The sequence below is a fragment of the Lacipirellula limnantheis genome (assembly GCF_007746075.1).
Classification (GTDB): domain Bacteria; phylum Planctomycetota; class Planctomycetia; order Pirellulales; family Lacipirellulaceae; genus Lacipirellula; species Lacipirellula limnantheis.
Genome location: NZ_CP036340.1, coordinates 19,714 through 44,011, shown reverse-complemented (window position 1 = coordinate 44,011; position 24,298 = coordinate 19,714). Strand labels below are relative to the sequence as shown.

Here is a 24,298-nt window from a genome sequence, read left to right as displayed (position 1 = left end):
TGGGCCCGTTCCTAACTGCGCTTCTAAATACATCCGCGGAGCCTCTTCATGCCCCCGAATACATTCAGCATCAGCGGCGATGAAATGTACCTGCGCCTCACCGCCCCGGAGTTTTTCAGCGAACTCATTCGTGGCCGGACCGCGACGCTGGTTGAATCAGGTACTCCTGAAGGCCTTGTGGCCTGGACCGAAGAACGTCGACAGAAAGACCAGCTCTGGACTGAGATTCTGCAAGCCAATCCTACTGTGCAGCAGCAGGTGGCGGACCGAGAAATCTTCAACGAGGCGGTGCAAGGCTATGTCAGGGAAGTGTCGGCCTTACATCTCAATAGCAGCGACCCGGATGTCATTCACGCCAGCATTGCCGATCTCATCCAAAGTGAACTCGACCCGCCGTGGGATCACAATGCACCGCCGTTGGATATGAGGTTTGTCCTGGCGGCGGAAATTGAAAAACATCAGGAGCGAGAACGCAACGACCAAGACCTCTCTGGCAAGTCGCTGTCGGAGCAAGGTCCCTTCTTTCGGGAAGAATACCTCCAGTCCTTGGCGCCGTCGCCCGCCGCTGGCGTGGTAGAAGCCACGAAAGAACTTCTCCAGGAACAAGCAGCGGTTGGCCGTGAAGTCGCAGCAATGAAAAACGAACTGGAAGCTCCCCAGCAGGAGATCAAAATTCCTCCTCCTAAGATCGACCCTCCCTCAAACAGCTAATGCTAGGGGGGCTTTCACCTTGCCACGGGGCTTCGCCCATGGGTGGCGTGGCAAGGTTAACGCACCGCCTTCGGCCCATTCGGCATAACGAAGAATGGAGAGCTTAATTTTTGAGGAGGACTAGATGACAAAACCAAAGCAGTTCGACGCCAGCGAATTGATTCAACCGCGATTCGCGGGGACGCCCCGACAATTGGAAATGTTGCTTGAGTTGGTGACGAACGGCGACCCGCTCAAGAACAATCCTGCGGTGAAGGTGGACTACTATTGTCAGTTGATTCGCCCTGATGAATATGCGGCGGCCGATTTTGCGTGGCAAGGACTCATCAGCAAGTATGGCATGAGCACGAAAGACGTGCGTCTCCTGTTTTATATCCACAGGATCGCACTCGCTTATACCCTTCAGGGCCTTCGGACGGCGGAGCTAGAAGCCCGCGGCGAAGTGGAAAACAATTAGATACGCGCCCCCGCACGCATGGAGAGTCGGTCATATGATGAAGTTATTTGAGTGGCTGAACGAAAGACAGCTCGCTTGGAGGAACGCCTACCACGGCCTTCTGTCGAGCTACATCACCAGTGCATTCTGGGCGCCCATCTACGCCGCCATCGCATCCGTCCTCATCGGGACTGGCGTCTTGCACGCCTTCGGTCCGGCCGTATTTCGGCAATGGCTTCCCATCATCGTGGTAGGTTCGCTCCTTTTCATTGGCGTCCGCACCTACATTGACCTGGGTAGAGAATATCAACGCCGCGAGGCGCGCAAGCAACATCGCGGACGCCTGATGTTGAAAGAAAAGGCGGCGAGAAAAGAAGCTCGCAAGAAGAGAAAGCCAGGCGACCGCGGAATCTTGTGGGGAAAACTTCGCCTTCCATCCAAAGACGCCGAGAAGCACTTCTGCATCATCGGTGGGATTGGCTCCGGCAAGACGCTCACGATGAAGATGTTAATGCAAGACCAGTTGCCGCTTTTGACGCCAGGCTCTAACCGCCGGGCTTTAATTTACGACTGCCAAGAGGATTTTGTACAAACTACGGCAGCCATCATGAGGGACATCGATTGTCCCATGTATATCCTTAACCCTTTTGATAAACGCAGGGCGGCATGGGATATCGCGAAAGACATCGACTATGCGCCCGTGGCGGCAAATTTGGCCGCCAGGGTATTCCCCAGCAATCCGAAATCCCACAACAAATTCTACGAAGAGACGCCTCGAACAATTATGACGTGTGTAGTCGAAGTGTTTATTGCTCGTGCCAACCACAAGTGGACGCTTCGTCATCTCGTTCTTGTCATGCAATCGAAGGCATTGATTAATCTGATTACTAATCTCTCGCCGCAAGCACAAGCAACGATGAAGCTGACGTTTGAGGGGAGCGATAAATCCCTCGGGGACGTCATGAGCACGATCAATTCAACGCTCTATCCCTGGGGAAGAATCGCCGCTTCGTGGGAAGGGGTGAAGCAAGAGAAGAGAATCAGCATCACGGACTGGCTGGCAGGGACATCGATTCTTGTCCTTCCCAGATTTGGGCAAGGAGACTCAGAAACGCTCCGCATCTATTCCCTGTTCATCGACACCATCGCCACCAACCTCTCGACGCTCGAAGGCGGGGATAGCTCGCGCCGCACTTGGTTGTTCTTGGACGAATTTCCCGAACTCGGAAACATTGAAGGGCTGAAAAAACTAATCACTCTCGGTCGTAATAAAGGCTTTACCTGCGTACTTGGCTTGCAGCAACCGGTCCTTGTTTATAATGCGTACGGACGTGAAATAGGAGAAGTTATCATCAGCGAATGCGGCATTAAAGCCTATTTGAAGGCCTCGTCAGACGATGCTGCCAAGTGGGTCTCGAACTCTATCAGTGATTTCTCTCCTGACTGGGATGAATCATATGACAAAATTAGAACTGGGCATTTGTATCCGCCACGCTACTTTGTGAACCTTCCCGACGCGGGTTATGAGAACGGAGTTTACGGCGTGTATCTTGCTCCATCTATTACTGGTTGGGAAGCTCACTACACGCCTGCTGAACTCAACGCTCTTCTCCCTAAGCCTGATAAGGACGTAGACCGATTACAACGACTTGAGGATGAGTTCCTGAACCTCGAGCCGTGGGGGAAAGAGGACTCGGAGCTTTTTGGCATTCCGTGGCCCATAGACGGCGTGCAGCCGGAAAACACACAGCCTTCGCCAGATCCGAATCCTCCTGCGGATGACGACCCGCTGGCGGACATGATACCAGTCGGCCGCATTTAGCCTCCGCCGCTCGTCTACACGTCCCCAGCGACGCGTCAAATCTCCTCCGGTGACGTTCAGCCGCCGCCGGGCGAACGGCGTACGCGGCGCTAAGCAAATGGGTCGCGCCGCTGCGGCGACGAGGCGTTGTGCGCTGTTTTGCCCTGCCCGGCGAAGCGGTGGCGCTGCGTGTAGGCAGCGAGGCCTACGAGTAGGCACACAGCCCCCCCGGCGCCGATCCAAAGGAACTGGCCATAGGACGTGGTCGAAGGCATGGCTTCCGCCGCCAACTCCTCGACGGCGTCGTCGCCACCAGCAGATGGCGGATTCTGATTGGGCACGCCATCTTCGACGTCGGAGTTCAGTTGTTGTTCTTCGTCGTCAGTCGCGGTCTCTGGACTCCTTAAGGCGTTGAGCGCCATTTGCGCTTGAGCAGTAAACGACTCAGCCTTTCGCTTGGCTTCTTCCTCCGCAAGCAACTTTCTTGCCGTCTCTTCGATTCGTCGCTCGCGTTCCGATGCCACGGCTAGGGCGTACTGCTCTGAGCGTTTTGGCATTTCTTCAACCAGTCGCTCGGCGGCGACGTGTTCGTTATCGCTTCCCACGCGGAAGTTGCCATACTCGATGATCCACTCGTGGGAATTCGGTAGCTTCACCACAGTTTGATCAAAATGGAGTAAGACAAGATCGCGTTTTCGCCTTGGCTGACCTTTGACGTAGCTCATGTCTCTTAACTGCTGGTCAGTAAAGAGTCCGTGATCAAGTTTAAGATAGTTCTCGTACTGCCCCAGCGTCCCCCGTTCGCCGAATTGCAATGAAGATCGCCCTGTCGGCCCCCGTTTTTCCAAAAATTGCGATGGGGCTGGCGCGCGGGGTCCCGACAGCGGACTGCCCCATAACCTTACCCCTTCATGCTCTGTCACGACCCAGAGTTCGAACAGCGCAGCCCCCTTAATCGGATACAAGGAAGCATAGTCTAAGAACGCCGCTTTCTTCATTTGGCGGTCGGTCGTCGATGTTGACGGATCCTGCTCGATCTGTTGGACGATGAAGGGGAAGGTTCCCGGCCCCGGCCAAAGCCTCGTGCGATGGCTGCTAATTAACTTCGGCATTTCGACGCTCAGGAAGCGAAGGTCACTCATTCCCACCGTGCAGTAGACGTGTGCTGGATCGATGATCGGCCAGTCGCTGCTGTGACCATAGTCATCCACCCATTTGGGGACAGGAGGGTTGATGGTGATCGCATCCACTTGAAAGTCCACCAGCACCTTATCATTCCAGAGTAGTCTTTTGGCCACGTCGGCAGGAATTGACTCTCCGATTCTCAGCACCAACTGCTTGGTCGGTTCAGCCACATTGGTTTCCTGCAGCCGGACCGCCGAATGGATGGGGCGAAGACCAGGAAGTTGCACTTCTTCCACGGCCAGTGTCGGAAAGCCAGAAGTAACGTCGGGCAGGAGGTGGACTTCCTTGGCGGTGACCTTCATCACCGAAAGTCGCGCGCGGACGCGCTGGCCTTCGGTGGCTTTTTGCAGTTCTTGCAACCGGTCCTTAGTGGCGACGATCTCTTTTGCACGCTCGCGGAGCGTCTCCGCGTTCTCTGTCGACAGCTCGGCGCCATGGTGTAAGAGCTCCACAATCTCATGCGGAAAGGTGCCTGCTTCACCCCAAGGAGCGTCAGCCAGGCTAACTTCGCCACTGCTAACGCCAGCCAGCATCAGCAGCAGAGGAAATCCAAAAGACCGACCGATAAGACGCGTCATGTCGATGACCCTTGCAAAAGAATCGGAGTAAGCAGGACGGCTGGCGATCGCCTATCCTATCAGTTGTCACGCTTCGAGATACGCTTCCGCTGAGTACACAATCCTTCCACGACCCCAGCAGCGCTGCGGGCCCCTACTTTGGCGACCACCGCAATATATCCCCACCGGAATATTGTCCAATAAGCGGGACTCACGGATTGTCCTCCCCCTGAAGCTCTGCTTGAGGCGGACCAGATGACGCCGCCAGTTCTCATCGAATATCCCGGCGGAGACTGCGCCTGAGCTACGGAGGCGCTCTACGGCTGATGCGCCGGCGACTGCTACGGATCTGAGCGGTAACTGCGGTAGAATAGACTCACGGATTGTCCGCAACGAACGTACGCCCGGAGAAAGCTTGACATGAGCAATCACTCGCCAGGACCGGAATCAGCACGTCAGCAGCCTGCCCAAGAAATGCAGCCTCAACGCCGCCGTTTGCCGGCGACGCGTCCTTCTCGCACGCATAAGTTCAGCGTCAACGGACATGAGGGCTACATCATCGTTGGCTTCTACGAAGACGGGCGACCGGGCGAAGTGTTCATCAAGATGGCGAAGAAGGGGAGTACGGTTCGCGGCTTGACCGACTCAATTGGAATACTGACCAGCGTGGCGTTGCAGCACGGCGTTCCGCTTGAGCTGCTCGTCGCCAAGTTTGAGAACACCCGCTTCGAGCCGCTGGGTTGGACCAAGAATCCTCAGATTCGCGAAGCGACGTCTTTGATGGACTATATCTTCCGCTGGCTCCGCCTGGAAACTTGCCCGACACCCTAAGGGCGACCCGGCCCAAACTCGACGCTGACCAATGTTTGCGTCTCTTTTCGCCAGGTGTACAATGCGGCCGCTTAGTACCAACATGGTCCCTCAGCGAGAAAGGACTCTCGCTGAGGGCCTCCGTGTTTGAGTAGTAAACACTTCTGCGTAATTCTGTACTGCCCTGAAAATTCAGGGGCCTCTTCCGGGTAGAAGTTCTTAAACCGTGCCGCGTTCTCGTGGACGAGCTGCCCGCCTGCAAACTCCCAGATTTCGCACCGCTCGGATACCCCGCGACATTTTGCATTGGAGTAATGCGACTAGAGGCAAAAATTCCTGTAATTTTTAATTGCGATTAGCTACATTGTCAATTTATGCCGTTGACGAATGGCAAACGGCCCCGGGTTCTAAATACTCCGCACTCTTATCTGCAAGTTGGTACAAATGCGACTTCATAAAGCGTTAGCAGTACAAATAATTAATGTACTTGTCTTGTTTTCATCTGCGTCATGGTCTGCTGCTACGACAGTAGACTTCGAGAAACTGCAACACGGACAAGACATCCTAGATTTATACACGGGCATTTACGTCACCGGAGTCAATCTTTCCGGAAGGGTTTACAATGAAGGAACCTTTGACACCTTAAACTTCGGCAATTCTTCGTCGAAATTTGCGTACACCGGTAACATAGGCGATACCGGCACATCTATCGATTTCGTCCACCCAACTCTGAAATATTATCATGGCGCGACCGCCGTATCAGTTTTGGTTGGCGACGGAGATCCCATATCAGAGACCACCGAAGTCACATTCTATAATCTTTGGAACCAACCTATTTTGACTACAGTAGTTACGACTCTTGTAGAAGGAATAAGGATCAGCGGACCAGTCGAGCCAATCGGGGCAATGCGGATACGCGTAGTAAGTGGTTCTGAAAGCGGGGCAGCCTTCGACGACCTAGAATTCACGCTTTTATCCAGCGATATTTTGCTGGGAGATAGCGATGACGATCGTGATGTTGACGGCGCGGACTTTCTCAATTGGCAGCGCTGGGCCGGATTTGGCATACCATCTGCCGCCGACTGGAATGGAGACATGAAGGTTGACCAACACGACCTAGAAATATGGCGACGAGCATGGCGTACTGCGGAAAGTGGCCAAGTGACAGGAGTACCGGAGCAAAGCACAGGGGTTCTCGCCATTGTGTTTGCTCTAGTGGGTTGCAGTATGTTTAGTACGGAAATCAAAGGGAGACAGCCCCGTACTTCTAGCACTTGCTTACGGAGTCGGGTTACGGTTCCCACCCTCACTCCGAACGTTTAGCATATTCATGCATCACATTTTCCATGCAGCTATGTGCTCCGCAAAATAGCTCCTCGAACTTCGCCCTAATTCAATCCGCTTCGTGCAGCGTTGTCATTTGAAGATGTCGCATTTCTCCTTCACGTCGTTTCTTCATTGGAATGGGACTTAAGCCGGCCGCTACGGGCGTCAAGGACTACTCGCTTCGCTTGCGTTCCTCCATGACCCCCGTAGCTTGAACCGGCTTGGCCGCCCTCCATGAACAAACAAACTATGGAGGAATGCCACATGAAGACATTACGCAAAAAACGCAACACTAAGTCCCCGACGGGACGCAGCCGCAGAAGCGTCTTACAAGAACTAACAGCGATACGCAGCGAGCTAGCCGATATCAGCGAGGCACTTCGCCGCAGGCCGAGCTGCTCTTCTCAGCATCTATCGCGTTACTTGTCAGAATCAGAAGCCGCCCGATACCAACTGGGCTCGACACGCTTCCGTAACTCAAGCGACACCATCCGGTTTTGCAAAGAACACTTTCAATCGCTGATTGAACGTGGCCTTCAAGAAGAGATGCACGTTCTGACGTTCAACGTAGGCAACCGCGTGATTCGCAGCCACCAAGTTACCGTTGGCCTCCTAAACTCTACGCAAGTACATGCACGCGAAATATTCCGGCCGGCCATCCTTGATGCGGCCGCGAGCATCATGCTCGTGCACAATCACCCTTCAGGAAACCCCGAGCCTAGCTCGGAAGATATAAAGGTTAGCGAGCAGATTGAAGCGGCCGGAAAGCTCATCGGCATCAAAGTTCTCGACCACATCGTGGTTGCTAGGGACGGATGCACGAGCATCAACGACTACCGAGACAATCGCACCCTGATAGGCTAACGCCAGGGAATCGACCTCCGCATTTGCGTCCTAACGCGTCCCGACGAGGAAGGACGACCCAGAACACCTAGCCAGAACGGGCCCCTAAAATCGCCACCTCGGGCCGTGTACGTCTTTGACGTCTCACGGACCTTCTACTACTGGTAAGCGATTTTTCAAGAAGCTGGCCTGCGTAGCCGCAAGCAGAATTCGCTCGTTTTCAGATTGAGGACGAATTATCGAAAACTTGCGACGATACGGCCCCCCCAAAATAGAATGGAAATACGCGTGCAGCAAGTTACGGCGGTAGATTCTATTTCGTCGCTGCGTGCCCTGGGGAACAGATAATGGCCAAATGGTTTTGCCTCATCGACGACAAGCAATTTGGGCCATTTGAGCCAGCCAAATTGAAACAACTCGCCGACGCCGGTACTCTAAGCCCGCGCCACAAAGTCCGTCGCGAGGACATGGCCCAATGGCTTGAAGCGAATAAAGTGCAGGGGCTTTTTCAGCCCGCTCGCACACACGCTGTACCGACGCACAGCGCGGAAGGCGTAACTAGACTACCGCCAACAGCTCCTCAAAGCCGCACGCAAGAAAACGCCAGCGATGATAACTCGAGCGGCACCGTTGCCCGTCGTCACCGTCAGCAACCGCAATCATCCGATAATCCCATATCTCAATCACGCGAAAAGGAAGAACCAGAGGGGATGGGGCAGGCAACGAAAGTCGTGTTCGCAATATGTGTAGCGATTACAATTTTTGTGTTTGGGGTTTTCGTAGGGTCCATCGCGTTCCACAACCCGTCGGAAGCAATAAACTCCGGAGCAGTTACAGCCCAACTCGACAAAGCTGACCAGCGTCAACAAGCCGATGAGCAACCGCGTGCGGACGAGGAGGCAGAACAAGAGCGACAAACTGATGCGCAAGCGGGACGAAAGGCCAAAGAGGTAGAGAAGGTTGCGCAGAAGGAGCAGACGACCGTAAGTAAGGGAGATGACGCGCGACTCGCCGTTCCGGGACAAAGCGAAGTCTACGTATGCGTTACGGAGAGTGCGTTTTCGCGATTCGTCGAACTCGCGGTCGCGAAGGACTATCTTGGAATGGCAGAAATGGAGCTCGCCGGGCAGGTCTTTACGGTACCCAGCGGAACTAAAGTCAAAGTAATTGGTCGTGGCTTCCTGAAGAGAGAGGTGCGTGTGATGGAAGGTCAGCACATAGGCGGCTCGGGATTCGTGCCGCAAGAATTTGTTACTATGTAATTCAAGCGGCTATACGAAGGACGCGCTGAAACACTGAAACGCGTTCGTGAGTCTTCGCCCACATCTGTCTGGGGCCGCTCAAAGTCGAGCGGCGCTTCTGTACCGAACAGAATTCCAACTTTTCGGACGCTAGCAGCCTCATCACGCATTCATTAGCATTGAGTGATGGAAGTACCATCCTATCACGAGTTGATGATGCCGCTTTTTACCGCCTTGCAACAGCTCGGCGGGTCGGGGTCGATTGCAGAAATCGACGAAAAAGTAGCTGAGATTCTTGAGTTGCCCGAAGAGGTGCTCGAAATTCCGCACAACCCTGAGAACAGCAATTCGAGCGAGTTTCAGTACCGTCTTGCTTGGGCTCGGACCTATCTCAAGCAGTACGGTCTTATCGATAACTCGCGACGAGGCGTCTGGGTAATCGCTCCCGACAAGCGGGACGTGAAGGAGTTCGACCCGCAAACAGTCGTGCGGGAAGTCAGAGAACAGCACCGGCGAAAACGTGCGGAATCCGGCAACGACGAGCCCGCAGATGAGGAAGAGATAGGCGGCGTTCCCGAAGAAGCGGAAGCATGGCGGGAGAAGCTGCACCGCGTGCTCACCGAGGGCATTTCCCCAGACGCGTTTGAGCGTCTCGTGCAGCGTTTGCTTCGAGAGTCGGGGTTCGTCCACGTAGAAGTTACGGGGCGTTCCGGAGACGGCGGAATCGACGGCAAAGGCATCGCCAAGATGAGTGGACTTCTAAGCTTCCACGTTCACTTTCAGTGCAAGCGTTACGCAGGCTCAGTATCAGCGGGGCATGTCAGAGATTTTCGGGGTGCGATGGTGGGCCGGGCCGATAAGGGCCTGCTGATTACCACGGGGACGTTTACTCGTGATGCGGTCCGCGAGGCGACCCGGGACGGGGCGCCACCACTTGACCTCATCGACGGCGACGAGCTGGCTAACATGCTCAAGAATTTGAGGCTCGGAGTCGCCACCCAAGTAGTTGAAGAGGTCAGCGTCGACGAAGAGTGGTTCAAGTCCATCTAAGTGTAGCCACGTACCCATCGGCACTTCCGAAGAGCGAATCCGTCCCGGTCATTTCTCCGGCCTAAATATCCGCTCGCCAACCCGCCGACATTGTGTTACATAAAGGACGTTATGTAACAAAAAAGGCCGCTCGATTTCGAGCGTCCTTTTTTCGTTTAGACAGCGAACGTAGGTTCAACTAATCGGAAGATCTGCCGAAGTCGACGAGCAGACCGTTTTCCACGGCTCGCTTCCCCCCAGCAGCTGAGCGCTCGGGCGCATCCATCCGACAAAGTTTAATTGAGTGCCTGCCGCTGGCGCCTCAGCTCCCGCGACGCACTGGCGACAAGGCAGCTTTTGAGAACGTCGGTCGCGAACGCTACCAGGTGATGCGGCAAATCTCGACCCAACTCCAAGTCATGCAGTCCGTGCCGACGAATCATCGCCTCGGCGCGAGCTTTGAAATCATCGACGGTATCGCCGAGCCGTGCCTCTTGCTGGAGCTCCTCGATGAAGTCACGACGGAACCGCCGTAGTTGCAGCAACAGCACCTCCCGAGCGTCGTCATCAAGGTCAGCGACGTCCTGTTGCAGGATGCCAAAAATCCCGAGCGCCGTCTCGACCGAAGGGCACGTTTCGGCAAGCCTGGCCAGCGGCGGAGTCGGGGCGTTGCGAGGAGGTTTCGCCATGTCGTTCGAACTCTGTTGATCCAACGGCGGTCCGCTTCCAACACGATACCCGAGGCGCCGCCAAAGTAAGCCCACAGAATGCGTCGAGACACGTGGAAGCCGCTTCCCTCGACTTCTCAGTCGTATGAATCGCGCGGGCGTGACGCGGCGTCCTGGAAGCCGCCGCCCGCCGGATCATTGATCCTGGGCAATCGAGGCAAACTGCGGAACGCATTTGCCGCACGCCGAGCAGGCATGACGGGGTCCCACGCCATCAGGTGTTCGCCGCTCCCAAAAACGAGCAGGATCGAAAGCGTTTCAGCAGATCTCTCATGGCTGCTGAATTAGAATCGCGGCTGACGGTGCGACCGTAGCGCCCTGATCTTTTCTGTAGAGAGTTTCAACATGATGAGCTTTCGATACCGGCGTGAACTGGAACTCCGCTGGACCGAAGTGAGTCGACGGCTCGACGACCTTGCCGCCGGCAAAACAGCGTCCAGCGACGTCGATGTCGCTGAGCTGGAAGAAATTCTCTTGGACCTTCGCGAAGATCTCGAGGAGAAGCTGACCGAGGAGTTCGCGTATCGTCACCGTCATGGTTGCGTCTAGTCTCCACAGGTAGCCGAAAACGCTTTTCCAAGTAGCGGGGCTCATTGATTCACGCCCCCCTGAAGTTCACCTTCAGGCGTGACTACGCGGAAAATCATCTTCTCGCGGATCTTTCTTTAAATCCGAGCTCGAGATTTTCTCCCAGACGCTCGCAAACCACTTGGGATGACGTCCGATACCAAGCTTTCGCCCGGCCGTCTAATGGCCGCCTAGATCGGCACGTCGTGGCTGGCCGATTCTTTGGTGGTTCGTCGCCGCTTGTCGTAGACCTGCGTGGTAGTCACGTGCCTATGCCCGAGAAGTTCCTGAACCTTCCGAATATCCACTGACGCTTCGAGAAGTAGGGTGGCGGTCGTCGCCCGCAATGAATGCGGCGAGTAAAGGCATCGCCGGCGGCCATCCTCATCAGTCCGCATCGAGCCAGGCAACTGCTCCAGGTACTTCATAATGAGCATGTACATGGCCGTCTCGGTCATGTGGCGGCTGGCAAGAAGGCGGCTTCGAGGGCCGCTCCGGGGACGAAAGAGGGGACCTGATTCTATGCCGGCCTTCTTGCAGTACTCGCCGATCGCCTCGGCCGCGGCGAAGTGAATCCCGATGGTGCGACGCTTGTCGCCTTTCTCCGCGACACGAATCGTGGCCTCATCGCCTTCAACGTGAAAATCCTGTACGCGAACGCTGCAGACGGTCCCAATGCGGACGCCGGCGTAGAGGCAGAATCTCAAGATAGCCCGGTCACGAAGCGCAATCACGTCGTCGCCCTGCGGCAGTCCCATGAGCTGCCGGGCCCGGGTCGCGGTGAGGGCCTTGGTCTCGTCGACCGGATCCTGCGAGGCGCGACCGATGAACTGGGCGTGAGCCGGGTTGGGAACGACAATCGGCAGCCGCATTTCGGCCGCCACGGCCTGAAGATACTTGTAGAAGCTGGAGACGGACGAAATCCGCCGGTTGATGGTTTTGGGCGCCATGCCCGCGGCCTCCAAGCTGTCGCGCCACTCCATCACGTCCGAGACGGACACGGCGAGCATTTCGGTCGACTCTTTGGGCCAGTCGAACTTCAGATAAACGATGAGAGCTTCGACGTCCTGACGATAGGCTCGTCGCGTATGCGGGCTCGGCCGCCGTTTCACCCAGGCTTCGAAGATCGCCCCGACGGAGAAGTAAAACCGCTCGACGCGGCGTTCCATCGCCTTGGTGGATTGGCCGGCAAGGATCGGCGGCATCCGGTTCGGGTCGAGCTCGGCCCCGGGGACAATGAGCGATCCTGCATCAATCATCTTCGCCATCTCCTTCTGCTCATCCGCCATCACTTCGTCCGTCCCACGTCATCCCAGCCCAAGTTTCGATGCCAGACCCAGGGTTCCAGCGTCAAATATCGGTTTCGAGGGGGCTATCCCCTCTTCAGTTATCGACCGGGCGTTACTTACGATAACAGATTTTATCATAAGTAAGCAACGGGCCGATTGGCGGCAGGGGACGCGGCGGATTCGACTGCGGTCGTCGTACTCATATCACTCAGGACACGACCTCCTGACGCAGCTCGGCGACGCGGGTTTTCGCCCCGGGAGTGTGCCACTGGACGCACCACCGATACGAGGAACCTGGAATGGGTGACGCGCGCCGCGAGCGACATTAGGTGACGGATCCAAGCACCCGAATACCTGCGGTCGTTCGCACGCCGTGCGAAAAGCGGCAGCCCTATTAAACTTCCGACGAAGGTCGATTTGGCGGCGCTGGTCGGCGTAAGTCGTACGCTGGATAGTTGAGAACAAGCTGGGTCGCCTCCTTGGATATATCGGGCGGACCGTTGTGCATGGCCAGGAGCCGGCGGACCTTTCGGCAAAGGTCGGTGCGGGCCGACTCGCACTGAGATTTCGCGAGACTGCAGTGACGCCCTTGGCGACCATGGCCGCCGGCCAGCAGTTGGCGTAATAACCGCAATATAAGCGGCTGATATCGCCTTGATGCGGTGTCACCCCTAGCGGCAGGAGCGGGCTCGAAATGGAAGGGTTATAATCCTCCATTGCTGCCTCGACGCTCTTTCGTCAAGAATTTAAAAGGCTTCATATGTCAGCTGTTGACCTACGTCTGATAATCGTTTTGGGCCTGTGCTCCTTGGTCGCGACGCCTAGCCGCGGACAGTCAGTTCGGACGGTTGTGATCACAGGGCAGCCAACGCCCCATGGCGGCGCTGGCGAGCAGTTTGGCTATGTCCAGTACACTGGCGGGATGAATGCTACAGGTCACGTCGCCTTTGCTGCTACTCTTAGCACTTACGAAGGCACTCCCTTGACCGGCAATGGCATCTGGTCAGAGGGATCCGGCGACCTCGCCCTGGTGGCCCAAGCTGGTGATCAAGCAGTCGGCGCTCCCGAAGGGGTGCGTTTTGGCGGCGCGTTCAGCTTTCCAGTATTCCTGCCCAGAATTTCCTCAGGCGGCCAATCAGCGTTTATCGGATACCTGCATGGTGCCGGCGTGAATTCGGCCAACGACAGCGGGGTCTGGATTGAGAATGCCGGTTCGCTCCGAGTCGTCGCCCGCGAAGGCGAAGCGGCGACGGAAGGTCTTCGCTTCGGCAGCCCAGAGTTCTTCGTTTTTAACGACTTATTGGTCAACAATTCTGGCGACGTAAGCTTTATCGCTGATCTAACCGACAGTGACGCCAACGCGACGATTCGCGAGAGCGTTTGGACCGCTCGCTCGGGTTCACTTGCACTGATCGCCCGCGACGGTGCTAGGGCGCCTGGAACTTCCAAACTATTCGGCAACCGTCCCGGAGGCGGCAACGTCACATTCAGCCGCATCTCTCTTAATGCTGCCGGCGAGACCGCCTTCATCGGACGCCTTACAGGAAATGGCGACGGTTCTGGAATTTGGATCGCGGACAGCGCCTCTACCCAATTGATAGCTCAAGAAGGCGCCCCGGCGCCGGGTGCCCCCGCGGGAGTCAAGTTTGGGCCGTTTGCGGAGCTAAGCCTAAATGACGGCGGGCAGGTCGCCTTCATAGCCCTTCTCTCTGGCGGCGTCGCCGCCACTAACGACTCTGGAATCTGGACTTCTCGCCAGGGTTCCTCATCGCTGGTGGTCAGAGAACGCGATGCCGCGCCGGCATTTACTGAAGGAGTCAATTTTGCTGGCTTTAGCAGTTTGGCTTTGAACTCAAGAGGAGAGGTCGCTTTCACTGGGTTGTTGAGGGGCGGCGGCGTCAACAGCACAAGCGATTCAGGTCTCTGGAAAGCCAGCGGTGGAGTACTGGCCTTAATTGCTCAAGAAGGCCACATCGCACCTGACACTGGAGGCAGCGCTCATTTCACAGCTTTTGGTTTCACTAGCGAAATTGTACTGAACTCAATCGGCCGTCTGGCTTTCCTCGCAACACTAGGCGGAAACGGCGTCAACTCGTTTAATAATCGCGGAATATGGGCGGAGGACATGTCTGGTCAACTCCGCCTTATTGTTCGAGAGGGCGATGTGCTCCAGGTAGGCCCAGGCGACTTTCGCACGGTTAGCGGCCTGAACTTTCAAGGTAACGGCGGCATTGGCGACAGCCGACCGATAGGCTTCAACGATCGAGGGCAGGTGGCCTTTTTTGCCGGTTTTACTGACGGTTCATCGGGCTTCTTCGTATCAGACTCAGTCGCAGTGCCCGAGTCTCCAACCGCAGTTCTGGCGGCGCTAATGTGCTTGGCGCCGTCTGCCGTCGGACGAAGATGGGGGTCCGTTAGCTGCAGGAATGTCTCGTAATGCGGTCGCATGGCAACGTGCTTCGCGTCGCAAGGAGGCCCGACTCACTCTTGTCTATGACTTCGCGACGGCGACTTTTCTGCGGTGGACGCATTGCTAATTCCGGTAAAGTTGTGGAGTGGCGCTCAGTGCCGGAATCGCTTTCGCAGAAGTGCCCACAGGCACGATGTCGGCTACATCCTTGACATATGCGCCAAACTAGGCTAATATGTCAATGTGAAGGATGAAGCGAATTACTCGCTCCCAGGGTTCACGAACGCCGGCTTGCTACCGCCGGGCGACTACGAACTGACGCTCGCCGAGCTGCGGCGATCGCTCTTGGTCCGCGGCGAGGGCAGTTCGCCAAACTGGGACAGCGACTGGCGGCTGACGCTGGTGGAGAATCTCGCCGTGATGGCCGGTCAGCTTTGGCAGATCGGGATCGAGGAGATATTCGTCGACGGCTCGTTTGCTGAAGACAAAGTTCATCCCAACGACATCGACGGTTATTTTTGCTGCGAGCTGAAACGTCTCGCCAGCGGCGAACTGGAGCGTGAACTCAACCGACTGGATCCCCACAAGGTCTGGACATGGGCTCCAGAGTCACGACGTCCGTTTCGAGGCTACCCGAAGCGACAGCTTCCGATGTGGCATATCTACCGCGTCGAGTTATATCCGCATTACGGACAGCTTTGCGGCATCCGGGATGAATTCGGCCAGGAGCTTGAGTTCCCCGCTGCCTTTCGCAAGTCGCGGGGAGCCCATCAGCAGAAAGGAATCATTCGCTTGATTAAAGAGGAGGAAGGAACATGATACGCAGCGAAACTGAATACCAGGAAGCCGTGAAGCGGCTTACCGACGAGGAAACCCGGCTGAAGGCCCAGCGAGGCGAGCTCAAAAAGCTCGATCTCTCGCAAGCCGAAATTAAGCGGGCAATGGACCCGCTCCAATCCTTCCATGAACAACTCAAGGAAGAAGTTGAAAGCTATGAACGACTTCGCCGCGGGGAGTTCGAGGAAGTGACGAACTTCGAGGGCATGGGGCGGCTGCTGATCGCCCTTCGCATTTCACAAGGACTTAGCCAGCGTGAGCTTGCTGAGCGGCTCGGCGTCCATGAATCGACCGTCAGCCGCGACGAGCGGAACGAATATCACGGCATCACGCTTGAGCGGACGACAAAAGTGCTAGCCGCACTGGGCGTGACGGTGTCCACATCAGTGCAATCCGCGGTCGTTCTGAAAACCGCATAGGAAACCGATTATCCTGTCAAGGTGAAGGAAGCCATGGCAAACGAGTAGCGGACCTCTCAGGAATAGGGCGGGCCCAAACTAGAAGCTTTTATCATTATCGAAGCCCTCATTTTTGAAGATCCACCTACAAAAACTGATATTTAGCCTGAAAGCACGTGGAGTTAACCTGATCTTCCTTCTGGGGTACCGGTTTCCAATGAATCTGGAAGTAGGTACGGGTGGAGCCTGCACTATTAAGCAACTTACTTATGGAGTGTTAACCGATGGACCGGCCAATTCGCAGTCGCAGCTTTAATCCTGATTCGCCTCCGCGCACTCTATTACTGCTGTTGCCAACCACGATTGATTGTGAAGCGTTTGCTTTGTGGTGCGAGCACCGGGTAGGTTGCGATCTTGTTGAATGGGCCACCAACATGGCAACCGGGGAAGAGGAGTGCCGAAAGAATCAACCGCGACTGTTGGTGATCGACTCGTCGATCGGCAGCGGCGCTGTGGAGCGTGGCGTTGCCCTACTTCGCGAACAAGCGACCCATCATTTGCTGGTGCTTGATCCGCGGCCAATGGAATATCGCCTCTCGGCGATCTTGAACCAGCCCGGAACTAGTTACTTCAGCCGCAGTGCGCCGTCCCAATCGCTCGTCGTTGCCATGACGGGCATGCTGTTAAACGGTCGCCGGGCGTTCGACCCTTCCATTGCGCCGCGCATCCGGCACACGGAACTTGGAATCCGGTTAGACACTCCAGCAGGGGATCGTTCGATCTCGCTCCTCACGGCACGCGAGCAGCACGTGATGCGGCTCTTAGCCGAGGGCCGCTCCGTTAAACTATGCGCCGAGATGCTTGGCGTTGCCGAAAGTACGATCGAAAATCATAGGTCGCGGCTGATGAAGAAGCTCGGAATTCACAAAAGTGCGGAACTCGCTGTTCGGGCAATTCGCGACGGGCTTTTGTAATGGCTAGTTGAAGATGCCAGCACCATTCGGCGCCGGCCAAGTCGGACCATCGCGCCGAATGGCATCGATCCAGACTTTCTTCCGAGTGACAGAGATTGCACGAGAAGGTCAGATTAGCTCTCCGCTAAGATCTGGCAAGCCTCGTCGACGGCGTTTGGCAGGGCAGCTTCGACGTCGAGGACAGCTTGTTCATTCAAATCTGCTAAGCACAGGGTCTCAGGCGATAGATCTAGAGTTTCCACTGTCCGGGAATATCCCAAGCGCTGGCGAGCAGCGAGTACGTCCGCCACGTGGACCAGTGCCGGCAGCATTTGGTCGGCGGCGGCGAGTTCCCAAGGTCGATGGTGAAACCCGGCTGTAAGACAAAGGTGTGCGGGAAATCTCCAGGTTTCGCAGACGGCGAGCCCCAGCGCCTCATGCGTTGTTTGCCACGTCATGTTTTCAGCGCACCGAAAGGTCAGAGTGTCATCGGTTTGGAGCCGGTCCATCATGGATGCGAATGATGCGACTTGGGCCTGAAGTTCAACGAGAATGCCTAGGTCGTGCACGAGACCAGCTAGAAACGCCTCGTCAGGAGAGACGTTCGTGCTCCGGCTGAGCAGTTGCGCTGCCGTCGCCACTGCGATCGAATGCGTCCACAGGTCGCGCGCGTCGAATGTTGCCCTAATCCTCCCACCGCGAAAGAGCTTCCCGAGGCTGGTCGAGATGGCGACGTTTTTGACAGCGCGGAAACCGAGCAATGCCAATGCCTCGTGCAGCGTGCCGATTGGTCGCGGCAGGCCATAGTAAGGAGAATTGACGAGCTTCAGGAGGCGAACGCCGTACGCGGGATCGATGGCGATTACTTGGTGTAAATCGTCCCAAGTGCTCCGCGGATCTTCGGCAATCTCGATGATTTTCATCGCGAGCGCGGGCAGAGTCGCGAACTGGCCGCTCTGACGGATCATCGTCTGAACGACCGATGAGTCATCAGCTGTGGAGGCGACATTTCCTCGACGCTCTGTGGTCGGCATCGATGGGGACCCTATTCAGGACAATGGAGGACAGGCGACGAATGCAACATGCTGGCGCTGAGAGAATCTACCGACGACCATTCTGGGCTAACCGTCGCATGCGATCTCAAGTACGCCAGCGCTTCATCGGAACTCATGGGCTTGGCGAAGTAGTGTCCCTGCCCATAATCGCAATCCATCGACTGCAACATGGCCACTTGGTCGCTGGTTTCAATCCCCTCCGCGACCGTGGCGAGTCCCAGATTCTGGGCTAGTGTCGTCACGGCGTGAACGAGCGCGGCAAAACAGTGATCCTCAGACATCTTGGCGATGAACGATTGGTCGATCTTCAGGACGTCGAGCGGGAGTTCATGGAGAGTGGCCAGCGACGAATAGCCTGTGCCAAAATCGTCAACGTCGATCTTCACGCCCTGTCGTCGCAAGTCGCCGAGCACTGCGGCGGCGTGGACGGGATCATTCATAATTTCGCTTTCGGTGACCTCCAGGTGCAAGCACTCCGGCGCCACGCCATGGCTTTCCAAGGCGTCCATGACTACCTCCGGCAATTTCCCCAACAGCAGTTGCTTGCGAGCAAGATTAACGTGGATGGCGGCCAGCGGCGGAATGCCAGACAACCGTCGCCAAGCAGCGAAATCGGCGCAAGCGCGATTGAGCACCCACGTCCCGATGTCCACGATAAGTCCCGTCTCGTCGGCGATCGGAAGAAAGTCCGCCGGCGCCAAAAGTCCTTGGACTGGATGCGCCCATCGAACAAGCGTTTCGAACGCCAACGGACGCCCTGTTCGCAGCGAGACGATCGGTTGATAGGCTACCCGCAGTTGATCGCTGGCGATCGCTTGCCGTAGGTCGCTCTCCATGGCCAAGCGCCGCTCGGCCACGGCGTGCATCTCCGGATCGAAAACGACGTAGCGAGCTTTGCCAGCGTGCTTCGCGACGTACATGGCCGTATCGGCGTCACGTAGAGCATCTTCTGGTTGTTGGTGGCCATGTTCGCTTGTGACGATGCCGATGCTCGCTGTGCAGGTCACTTGCTGCCCCGCCAGCTCGTGGGGGGCCGCCAACGTCGACAGAAGTCGCTCGGCGACGGTTACGGCGTCCCGAGGATCCGCCAAATCCTCCAAGAGGACGACAAACTCGTCGCCGCCGAGGCGCGCCGCCGTCCTGGCGTCCTCAGCGCGTGCGACGCCGTCGGTCCGCCGCAGCGAATCTCGAAGCCGATTGGCGATTTGTTGCAGAAGTTGATCTCCAACCTCGTGGCCCAGACTGTCGTTCACCCATTTGAAGCGGTCGAAGTCAAGAAACAGTAGGCCGTAATTTTGATGGGGGACGCGATCAATGGCATCTTGAATCTGCAAACGAATGGAAGCTCGATTTGTCAGACCCGTCAGTGAATCGTAGTGAGCCATTCGCTTTAGCTGATCCATCATCCTGGTCCGGTCGAGTAACGATCGTACTCGCGCGCGGAGCTCGGGGGCGCAGAAGGGCTTGCGAATATAGTCGTCTCCTCCTGCTGCAAAGCACGAACTCAGAACGCGATGACTATCGCTGCCAGTTATGAAGACAACTGGAGTCGCCGCCGAAATTGACTCGAAACGGAGTCTCTGTAAGATTTCCAGGCCGTTCGTTCCCGAAAACTCATAATCTAATAGCAACAGATCGGGTCTCGCCCGCTCTGCTGCTTTGCTCGCGGAATCAGCCGTCGTCGCGGAGATCACCTCGACGTTCAGCTGCGCGAGCATGCCGCCGACGAGGTCATGGATGTCAGGATCATCGTCCACTAAGAGAATACGTGGGCTGCGATCCAGCGAACCGAGGACGTTCATAATGTATGCTCCGATACCTGGAGATCGGCGGCGGTTAACTCAAATTGTCGACGGCCTGCCATGGCTCGGTCACAGATCGCCGCTAGCTCGTTGAGCGCCGTCGCAATCCCTTCCCGAGCTTCGCCTTCCTTGACGCTGGTCTCCAACCGACGTGCGGCTTCGCTGATGGTCGGAAACCCGTAACCGCCGCCGGCGCCCTTCAGTTGATGGGCCAGCATCGCTAGTTCGCTCATATCACTGCTGGCGAAGCGTGCCCGCAAGTTGGCCATCTTCCCATCAAGCGAGCTCACGAAATGGGCCACTAGTTCAGCGAGATCAGGGTCGTCGGCAAGATCACTAAGCAGCGCGTCGTGGCTTACTGCGATGGCCAGCGTCTCATCCAGCCTCGAATTGCCGTCGCTATGGTTCATTGCGGTACGGGTGTGACCGCATTCGATCCACCGTTGGCACGTCTTCAGGAGCGCCAACTTGTCGATCGGTTTACTGGCATAGTCGTTGCAGCCGGCGTCCAAACACTTACGCCGATCTTCAGTCATGGCGTGCGCTGTCAGGGCCACGATCGGAATGTCCAGGGCGCGAGCGCGCACGGTTTTGGCTAGGGTATAGCCATCCATGACAGGCATTTGCATGTCCGTCAGCAACAAATCGAAGGGCCGCTCAGATCGCCACGCCGCTTCTAGCATTTCCAGGGCCACCTGTCCGTTCTCGGCGACTTCGACGTCCGCTCCAGCATTGACGAGATGAAACGTAATAAGCCTTCGATTATCGTCGCCGTCCTCAGCGAGTAGGATTCGCCCGGAAATCCGTGCCGGCGCTGCTTCACTGACCGCTTCTCTCTCCTTAGAACAACTCGCGAGGTCAACGATCAACTGGCTGTCGGGCGTCTCGACCAGGGGCAATTCCACGACGAATCTCGTTCCTTCTCCCGGGCGCGAATAATCTAATCGGACGTCGCCGCCCATCAAGCGCGCCAGTCGACGACATATCGTCAGTCCCAGACCAGTCCCCCCGTGTTTGCGGGTCACGGACGAGTCTGCCTGCGTAAACGGTCGAAACAGGCCAGCGCTTTGCTCGGGCGTCATCCCCGGCCCCGTATCGCGTACCGCTAGAAGAAGTTGGGCGCCGGTTTCCGAACGATTGACCCGCGCGCTCATTTCAATTGATCCGTGCTCAGTGAATTTAGCGGCGTTCCCGACGAGATTGACGAGAATCTGTCGGAGGCGAGTCGGGTCACTGATGATGCGATCCGGGGCCGGCGTCTCCAAATAAGTGCGTAGCTGCACGCTACCACTGGCGACGCGGGGACGCATGAGACTGTCAACTTCCATCAAGATGCGCGGCAGCGGCGTCTCGATCAGTTCTGTTTCAAGTTTTCCGGCTTCGATTTTCGAGAGATCGAGAATGTCGTTGATGATGGACAACAGGTGTTCGCCGGCGCGTCGAATCGTGTCGATCGTTTCGATTCGGCGCGGTGGCGCCCGCTCGATGATGCCGTCGTCGCGGAGGATGTCGCAATATCCTAGAATCGCCGTTAGCGGCGTTCGGATCTCATGACTCATGTTGGCTAAAAATTCGCTCTTGGCCCGGTTTGCGTCTTGGGCAATCAATTGCGCTTCGTTTAGTTCCGTCACGTCAACGCATGCGCCAACGAAACCTTCGAAGATACCCGCAGGTGACATGCGCGGGACGCCACGGGCCAATAGGGTGCGAAACATCCCGTCGTGTCGCCTGAGTCTATACTCCAGTTCAAAGCCGCGCCGCGCCGCGAGCGCATCGCGATAAGTATGCATGCTGCGCTCGACGTCCTCCGGGTGGACGCTGCAGATCCACCCGTCTCCCAGTTCATTCTCGACGTCGCGACCTGTGAACTCGACCCACGACCGATTGAAGTAGTTTCTGTGGCCGTCGGCGTCGCTGGTCCAGACCAACATGGGCAACGAGTCCGCGAGGAGTCTAAAGCGACTCTCGCTCTCCGCCATCTGTTGCTCCGCCAGTTTACGCGCGGTGATGTCGGTCCGGATCGAGACATACCTATCAATGCGGCCCGTTGAGTCGAAAAACGGGGCGATCGTGGAACTCACCCAGTAATGAGAACCGTCCTTGGCCCGATTGCACACCTCGCCGTGCCAAGGTTGCCCGCCAGCGATTGTGCGCCACATCTCGGTCCAGAATGACTTGGGATGCTCGCCGGAATTGATGCATCGATGATCCTTCCCCAAAAGTTCGTCTCGCGAATAGCCGCTGATGGCGCAGAACGCGTCATTGACGGCGACAATCCGTCCTCTCGCGTCAGTAATTGAAACGATCGCGTGTTGATCAAGCGTATGTCGAAGCGCCTCGCCTTCTCGCAGGGCCGTCTCGGCGATCGTTTTCGCTGCAGCAAGCTCAGCCTCCGCCTCTTTGCGGCGAGTGATGTCTTGGTGCGTGCCTACAAAGCGGATGGCTGCGCCTCGCTCATTGCAGGCCGCGACCCTGCCCCGCCCTAGAATCCAACGCCAGGCACCGTCACTAGTCAACAGGCGATGCTCGCACTCATAGGGCTTGCCAAGCTCGATCGATTCACGCACCGCCGTCGCTGCGGCGTCCCGGTCATCGGGGTGTATGGCCTCGAACCACTGAGAAACCTTCGTCGGCAACTCGTCAACGCCGTAACCCAGCATGTTCGCCCCGGCCGCTCGAAAGACGATGTCGCCCGTTTCCAGATTCCAATCAAACAAGCCTAGCCCTGAGCCCGTCATCGCCAAGTCGAGTCGCTCGCGTTCCAGTCGGAGCTCCTCCATCACTTGACGTCGCTCCGTCACGTCAGTCTCAATCGCCATAAAGCCAGTAAGCGCTCCGCCAGCGTCCCGCAGCGGCTCAATCTCGATCGAAATGAGGTACTGCCGGCCATTTTTGGCATAGTTGACGATCTCTACCGAGCAAGGCTCGCCGCGATGAATCGCTCCGCGCATCTGCGCGGCGGTCTCACGGTCGCTGTTAGGTCCTTGCAGAACGTCACCCGGCTTCTTGCCAATCATATCTTCCAACGCGTAACCGCTGACGCGAGTGAATCCCTCATTGACCCATTCAACGCGACCCACGGCGTCTGTAATGACGACAGCATTGCCGGTTCTTCGAGCTATCTCAGCCAGCCGCTCCGATTTATGCGAGGCCAATCGCAGCGCCTCAGCGCCCGCCCGCAATTCCGCCGTCATCTCCGTCGCAAGTATGGTGGCGCGCCGCTCGCGTAGTCCCATATTCCAGACAAGAACTGAAAGCCCGCATGACAGCAGGACCCCGGCGATCCCGAGGGTGATCGGCGTCGAATAATCGATCGAGCGTTCGAAAACAGGCTTGCTACTTGTCACCACCGTCCAGATTCGGCCTCCGACCCGGATGAGGCTCCGTCTGCAGAACATGCGATCGTCGTAGTCCGTGTTCGTGACAGACTCGTCGTCGCTCGAGAGGTGACCGTCGAAGTCGAACAGCTTACTAGCGCTGCTCAGTTGCTCTCCGTCAAAGAGCTCAAAGTCAATCCCCCCTTTAGCCGCTTCAAAGATGCCTTGCAGCGCCTCCTCCAATAGAATGGGTGCGTACAGAATACCGACGAGCGTCTTCTCTCGTTCCGCGGGAGTTGCTGGACGGGTTCCATTTTTGTACACGGGCAGGAAGTAGAGAAACCCAACTCTTTGCAACTCGTCCTGAACCAGCTTAACGCATCCGCTGATCGTCGGTTCTCCAGTCCGTATCGCATGCTCAGCGGCGTCGCGGCGCACTCGTTCGGAACCAATATCGAGGCCTTCAGCGCCTAGGTTTCGTTCTCGCGGATAGATGTATTCAATTATCAACAGATCTGACGCATCGCCGATCATGTCTCCATTGGAATAGCGATGAACGTGGAACTCTGGCGCACCATCAGCACGCGCTGCGTCCTCGAAGCTGTCAAGATTGTGTCGCTCCAGCCGCCAAATGAAGCCAAAGCCGAGAGCCCCTGGGAATTCCGTGGGGAGATCGCGGGAGGCCACATATGCCTTAAATGCACTACGGTCCAGGGCGTCGGTCGCTGCATACATGCCTCTCGCTCCTTTGAGTCCGTACATCGACCGATTGACCCGACTCTGCACATCCTCCGTAAGCCGCTCTGAAAGCCTGTTGAAACTGTCCTGGGCTCTGTCACGGACGGCCTTCATGGCGGCGGTCACCGCTAACGTCGTGAATATCGACCCCGCCGTGAACGCGGCGAGGGCTGCCCATGGGGCGACGCTCATCCTGATTTGCGACGGGGCCCCGGGTTTTGTTCGCAATTTGTTCCGACGCCATAACAAGAGCCCAGCCAGCGAC

Annotated in this window: 18 protein-coding genes and 1 pseudogene; 13 read left to right on the top strand and 6 right to left on the bottom strand. The window is 56.8% G+C overall.

Annotated elements, in window-relative coordinates; all coding sequences use genetic code 11:
- Positions 1–48: 48 nt before the first annotated feature.
- The 3 genes from I41_RS26855 (at position 49) to I41_RS26845 (ending at position 2,969) form a co-directional block, all read left to right on the top strand.
- Positions 49–711: a hypothetical protein gene (locus I41_RS26855; protein ID WP_145436612.1), complete on the top strand. Its 663-nt coding sequence runs from the start codon at positions 49–51 to the stop codon at positions 709–711.
- A 124-nt stretch (positions 712–835) separates the two neighbouring features.
- Positions 836–1,168, top strand: coding sequence for a hypothetical protein (locus I41_RS26850; protein WP_145436610.1), 333 nt, complete (start codon positions 836–838; stop codon positions 1,166–1,168).
- Positions 1,169–1,202: 34 nt separating this feature from the next.
- Positions 1,203–2,969 (top strand): type IV secretory system conjugative DNA transfer family protein, encoded by a 1,767-nt coding sequence (locus I41_RS26845; protein WP_145436609.1) that lies wholly within the window; start codon positions 1,203–1,205, stop codon positions 2,967–2,969.
- Positions 2,970–3,058: 89 nt separating this feature from the next.
- Here I41_RS26845 and I41_RS26840 read toward each other — a convergent pair whose 3' ends face one another.
- A complete protein-coding gene (locus I41_RS26840) occupies positions 3,059–4,711 on the bottom strand; it encodes a hypothetical protein (RefSeq protein WP_145436607.1) in 1,653 nt (550 codons plus the stop codon).
- A gap of 459 nt (positions 4,712–5,170) precedes the next feature.
- On the opposite strand from I41_RS26840, the pseudogene I41_RS26835 reads away from it, so the two are divergent.
- The 5 genes and pseudogenes from I41_RS26835 to I41_RS26815 all read left to right on the top strand — a co-directional run.
- Positions 5,171–5,494: pseudogene (locus tag I41_RS26835) on the top strand (TSCPD domain-containing protein); the annotation flags it as partial.
- Positions 5,495–5,944: 450 nt separating this feature from the next.
- Positions 5,945–6,823 (top strand): hypothetical protein, encoded by an 879-nt coding sequence (locus I41_RS26830; RefSeq protein ID WP_145436603.1) that lies wholly within the window; start codon positions 5,945–5,947, stop codon positions 6,821–6,823.
- A 237-nt stretch (positions 6,824–7,060) separates the two neighbouring features.
- Complete coding sequence (locus I41_RS26825) at positions 7,061–7,690, top strand: JAB domain-containing protein (protein WP_145436601.1); 630 nt, start codon at positions 7,061–7,063, stop codon at positions 7,688–7,690.
- A gap of 326 nt (positions 7,691–8,016) precedes the next feature.
- The gene (locus I41_RS26820) at positions 8,017–8,931 is read left to right on the top strand and encodes a DUF4339 domain-containing protein (RefSeq protein ID WP_145436599.1); all 915 of its coding nucleotides are present in this window, start codon (positions 8,017–8,019) and stop codon (positions 8,929–8,931) included.
- A 165-nt stretch (positions 8,932–9,096) separates the two neighbouring features.
- Positions 9,097–9,960: a restriction endonuclease gene (locus tag I41_RS26815; RefSeq protein ID WP_145436597.1), complete on the top strand. Its 864-nt coding sequence runs from the start codon at positions 9,097–9,099 to the stop codon at positions 9,958–9,960.
- 275 nt (positions 9,961–10,235) lie between these two features.
- Here the strand turns inward: I41_RS26815 and I41_RS26810 are convergent, their stop codons facing one another.
- On the bottom strand, positions 10,236–10,628 hold the full coding sequence (locus I41_RS26810) for a hypothetical protein (protein ID WP_145436595.1): 393 nt from the start codon (positions 10,626–10,628) through the stop codon (positions 10,236–10,238).
- A 384-nt stretch (positions 10,629–11,012) separates the two neighbouring features.
- Here I41_RS26810 and I41_RS26805 point away from each other — a divergent pair, with 384 nt between their 5' ends.
- Complete coding sequence (locus tag I41_RS26805; RefSeq protein ID WP_145436594.1) at positions 11,013–11,216, top strand: hypothetical protein; 204 nt, start codon at positions 11,013–11,015, stop codon at positions 11,214–11,216.
- Between the two features lie 209 nt (positions 11,217–11,425).
- Here the strand turns inward: I41_RS26805 and I41_RS26800 are convergent, their stop codons facing one another.
- Positions 11,426–12,493 (bottom strand): tyrosine-type recombinase/integrase, encoded by a 1,068-nt coding sequence (locus I41_RS26800; protein ID WP_168207195.1) that lies wholly within the window; start codon positions 12,491–12,493, stop codon positions 11,426–11,428.
- A gap of 790 nt (positions 12,494–13,283) precedes the next feature.
- Here I41_RS26800 and I41_RS26795 point away from each other — a divergent pair.
- From I41_RS26795 to I41_RS26780, 4 genes are all read left to right on the top strand, one after another.
- Entirely contained in the window at positions 13,284–14,960 is a 1,677-nt protein-coding gene (locus tag I41_RS26795; protein ID WP_391524850.1) for a DUF7453 family protein, read from the top strand.
- 216 nt (positions 14,961–15,176) lie between these two features.
- Complete coding sequence (locus I41_RS26790; protein ID WP_246133908.1) at positions 15,177–15,752, top strand: DUF6932 family protein; 576 nt, start codon at positions 15,177–15,179, stop codon at positions 15,750–15,752.
- On the top strand, positions 15,749–16,189 hold the full coding sequence (locus I41_RS26785; protein ID WP_145436588.1) for a helix-turn-helix domain-containing protein: 441 nt from the start codon (positions 15,749–15,751) through the stop codon (positions 16,187–16,189). The genes I41_RS26790 and I41_RS26785 overlap by 4 nt, the downstream gene beginning before the upstream one ends.
- Before the next feature lie 413 nt (positions 16,190–16,602).
- Positions 16,603–17,142 carry a LuxR C-terminal-related transcriptional regulator gene (locus I41_RS26780; protein ID WP_168207194.1) on the top strand — a complete coding sequence of 180 codons (540 nt, stop codon included), beginning with the start codon at positions 16,603–16,605 and terminating at the stop codon, positions 17,140–17,142.
- A 113-nt stretch (positions 17,143–17,255) separates the two neighbouring features.
- Here I41_RS26780 and I41_RS26775 read toward each other — a convergent pair whose 3' ends face one another.
- Genes I41_RS26775 through I41_RS26765 form a run of 3 tightly spaced genes read right to left on the bottom strand, consistent with a single transcriptional unit; the run spans position 17,256 to position 24,030 of the window.
- Positions 17,256–18,155, bottom strand: a complete 900-nt coding sequence (locus I41_RS26775; protein WP_145436584.1) for an HDOD domain-containing protein — start codon at positions 18,153–18,155, stop codon at positions 17,256–17,258.
- Positions 18,156–18,166: 11 nt separating this feature from the next.
- Positions 18,167–19,978 (bottom strand): putative bifunctional diguanylate cyclase/phosphodiesterase, encoded by a 1,812-nt coding sequence (locus tag I41_RS26770; protein ID WP_145436582.1) that lies wholly within the window; start codon positions 19,976–19,978, stop codon positions 18,167–18,169.
- Entirely contained in the window at positions 19,975–24,030 is a 4,056-nt protein-coding gene (locus tag I41_RS26765) for a PAS domain S-box protein (RefSeq protein WP_168207192.1), read from the bottom strand. The genes I41_RS26770 and I41_RS26765 overlap by 4 nt, the downstream gene beginning before the upstream one ends.
- Positions 24,031–24,298: the final 268 nt, after the last annotated feature.

What these genes read in the sequence shown, in the direction of transcription:
- I41_RS26820 (WP_145436599.1), top strand. Translation starts at nt 8,017, where the DNA reads ATGGCCAAATGGTTTTGCCTCATCGACGACAAGCAATTTGGGCCATTT.
- I41_RS26800 (WP_168207195.1), bottom strand. Translation starts at nt 12,493, where the DNA reads ATGATTGATGCAGGATCGCTCATTGTCCCCGGGGCCGAGCTCGACCCG.
- I41_RS26850 (WP_145436610.1), top strand. Translation starts at nt 836, where the DNA reads ATGACAAAACCAAAGCAGTTCGACGCCAGCGAATTGATTCAACCGCGA.
- I41_RS26830 (WP_145436603.1), top strand. Translation starts at nt 5,945, where the DNA reads ATGCGACTTCATAAAGCGTTAGCAGTACAAATAATTAATGTACTTGTC.
- I41_RS26795 (WP_391524850.1), top strand. Translation starts at nt 13,284, where the DNA reads ATGTCAGCTGTTGACCTACGTCTGATAATCGTTTTGGGCCTGTGCTCC.
- I41_RS26840 (WP_145436607.1), bottom strand. Translation starts at nt 4,711, where the DNA reads ATGACGCGTCTTATCGGTCGGTCTTTTGGATTTCCTCTGCTGCTGATG.
- I41_RS26855 (WP_145436612.1), top strand. Translation starts at nt 49, where the DNA reads ATGCCCCCGAATACATTCAGCATCAGCGGCGATGAAATGTACCTGCGC.
- I41_RS26810 (WP_145436595.1), bottom strand. Translation starts at nt 10,628, where the DNA reads ATGGCGAAACCTCCTCGCAACGCCCCGACTCCGCCGCTGGCCAGGCTT.
- I41_RS26805 (WP_145436594.1), top strand. Translation starts at nt 11,013, where the DNA reads ATGATGAGCTTTCGATACCGGCGTGAACTGGAACTCCGCTGGACCGAA.
- I41_RS26765 (WP_168207192.1), bottom strand. Translation starts at nt 24,030, where the DNA reads ATGTATGCAGCGACCGACGCCCTGGACCGTAGTGCATTTAAGGCATAT.
- I41_RS26770 (WP_145436582.1), bottom strand. Translation starts at nt 19,978, where the DNA reads ATGAACGTCCTCGGTTCGCTGGATCGCAGCCCACGTATTCTCTTAGTG.
- I41_RS26815 (WP_145436597.1), top strand. Translation starts at nt 9,097, where the DNA reads ATGGAAGTACCATCCTATCACGAGTTGATGATGCCGCTTTTTACCGCC.
- I41_RS26785 (WP_145436588.1), top strand. Translation starts at nt 15,749, where the DNA reads ATGATACGCAGCGAAACTGAATACCAGGAAGCCGTGAAGCGGCTTACC.
- I41_RS26780 (WP_168207194.1), top strand. Translation starts at nt 16,603, where the DNA reads ATGGCAACCGGGGAAGAGGAGTGCCGAAAGAATCAACCGCGACTGTTG.
- I41_RS26825 (WP_145436601.1), top strand. Translation starts at nt 7,061, where the DNA reads ATGAACAAACAAACTATGGAGGAATGCCACATGAAGACATTACGCAAA.
- I41_RS26845 (WP_145436609.1), top strand. Translation starts at nt 1,203, where the DNA reads ATGATGAAGTTATTTGAGTGGCTGAACGAAAGACAGCTCGCTTGGAGG.
- I41_RS26775 (WP_145436584.1), bottom strand. Translation starts at nt 18,155, where the DNA reads ATGCCGACCACAGAGCGTCGAGGAAATGTCGCCTCCACAGCTGATGAC.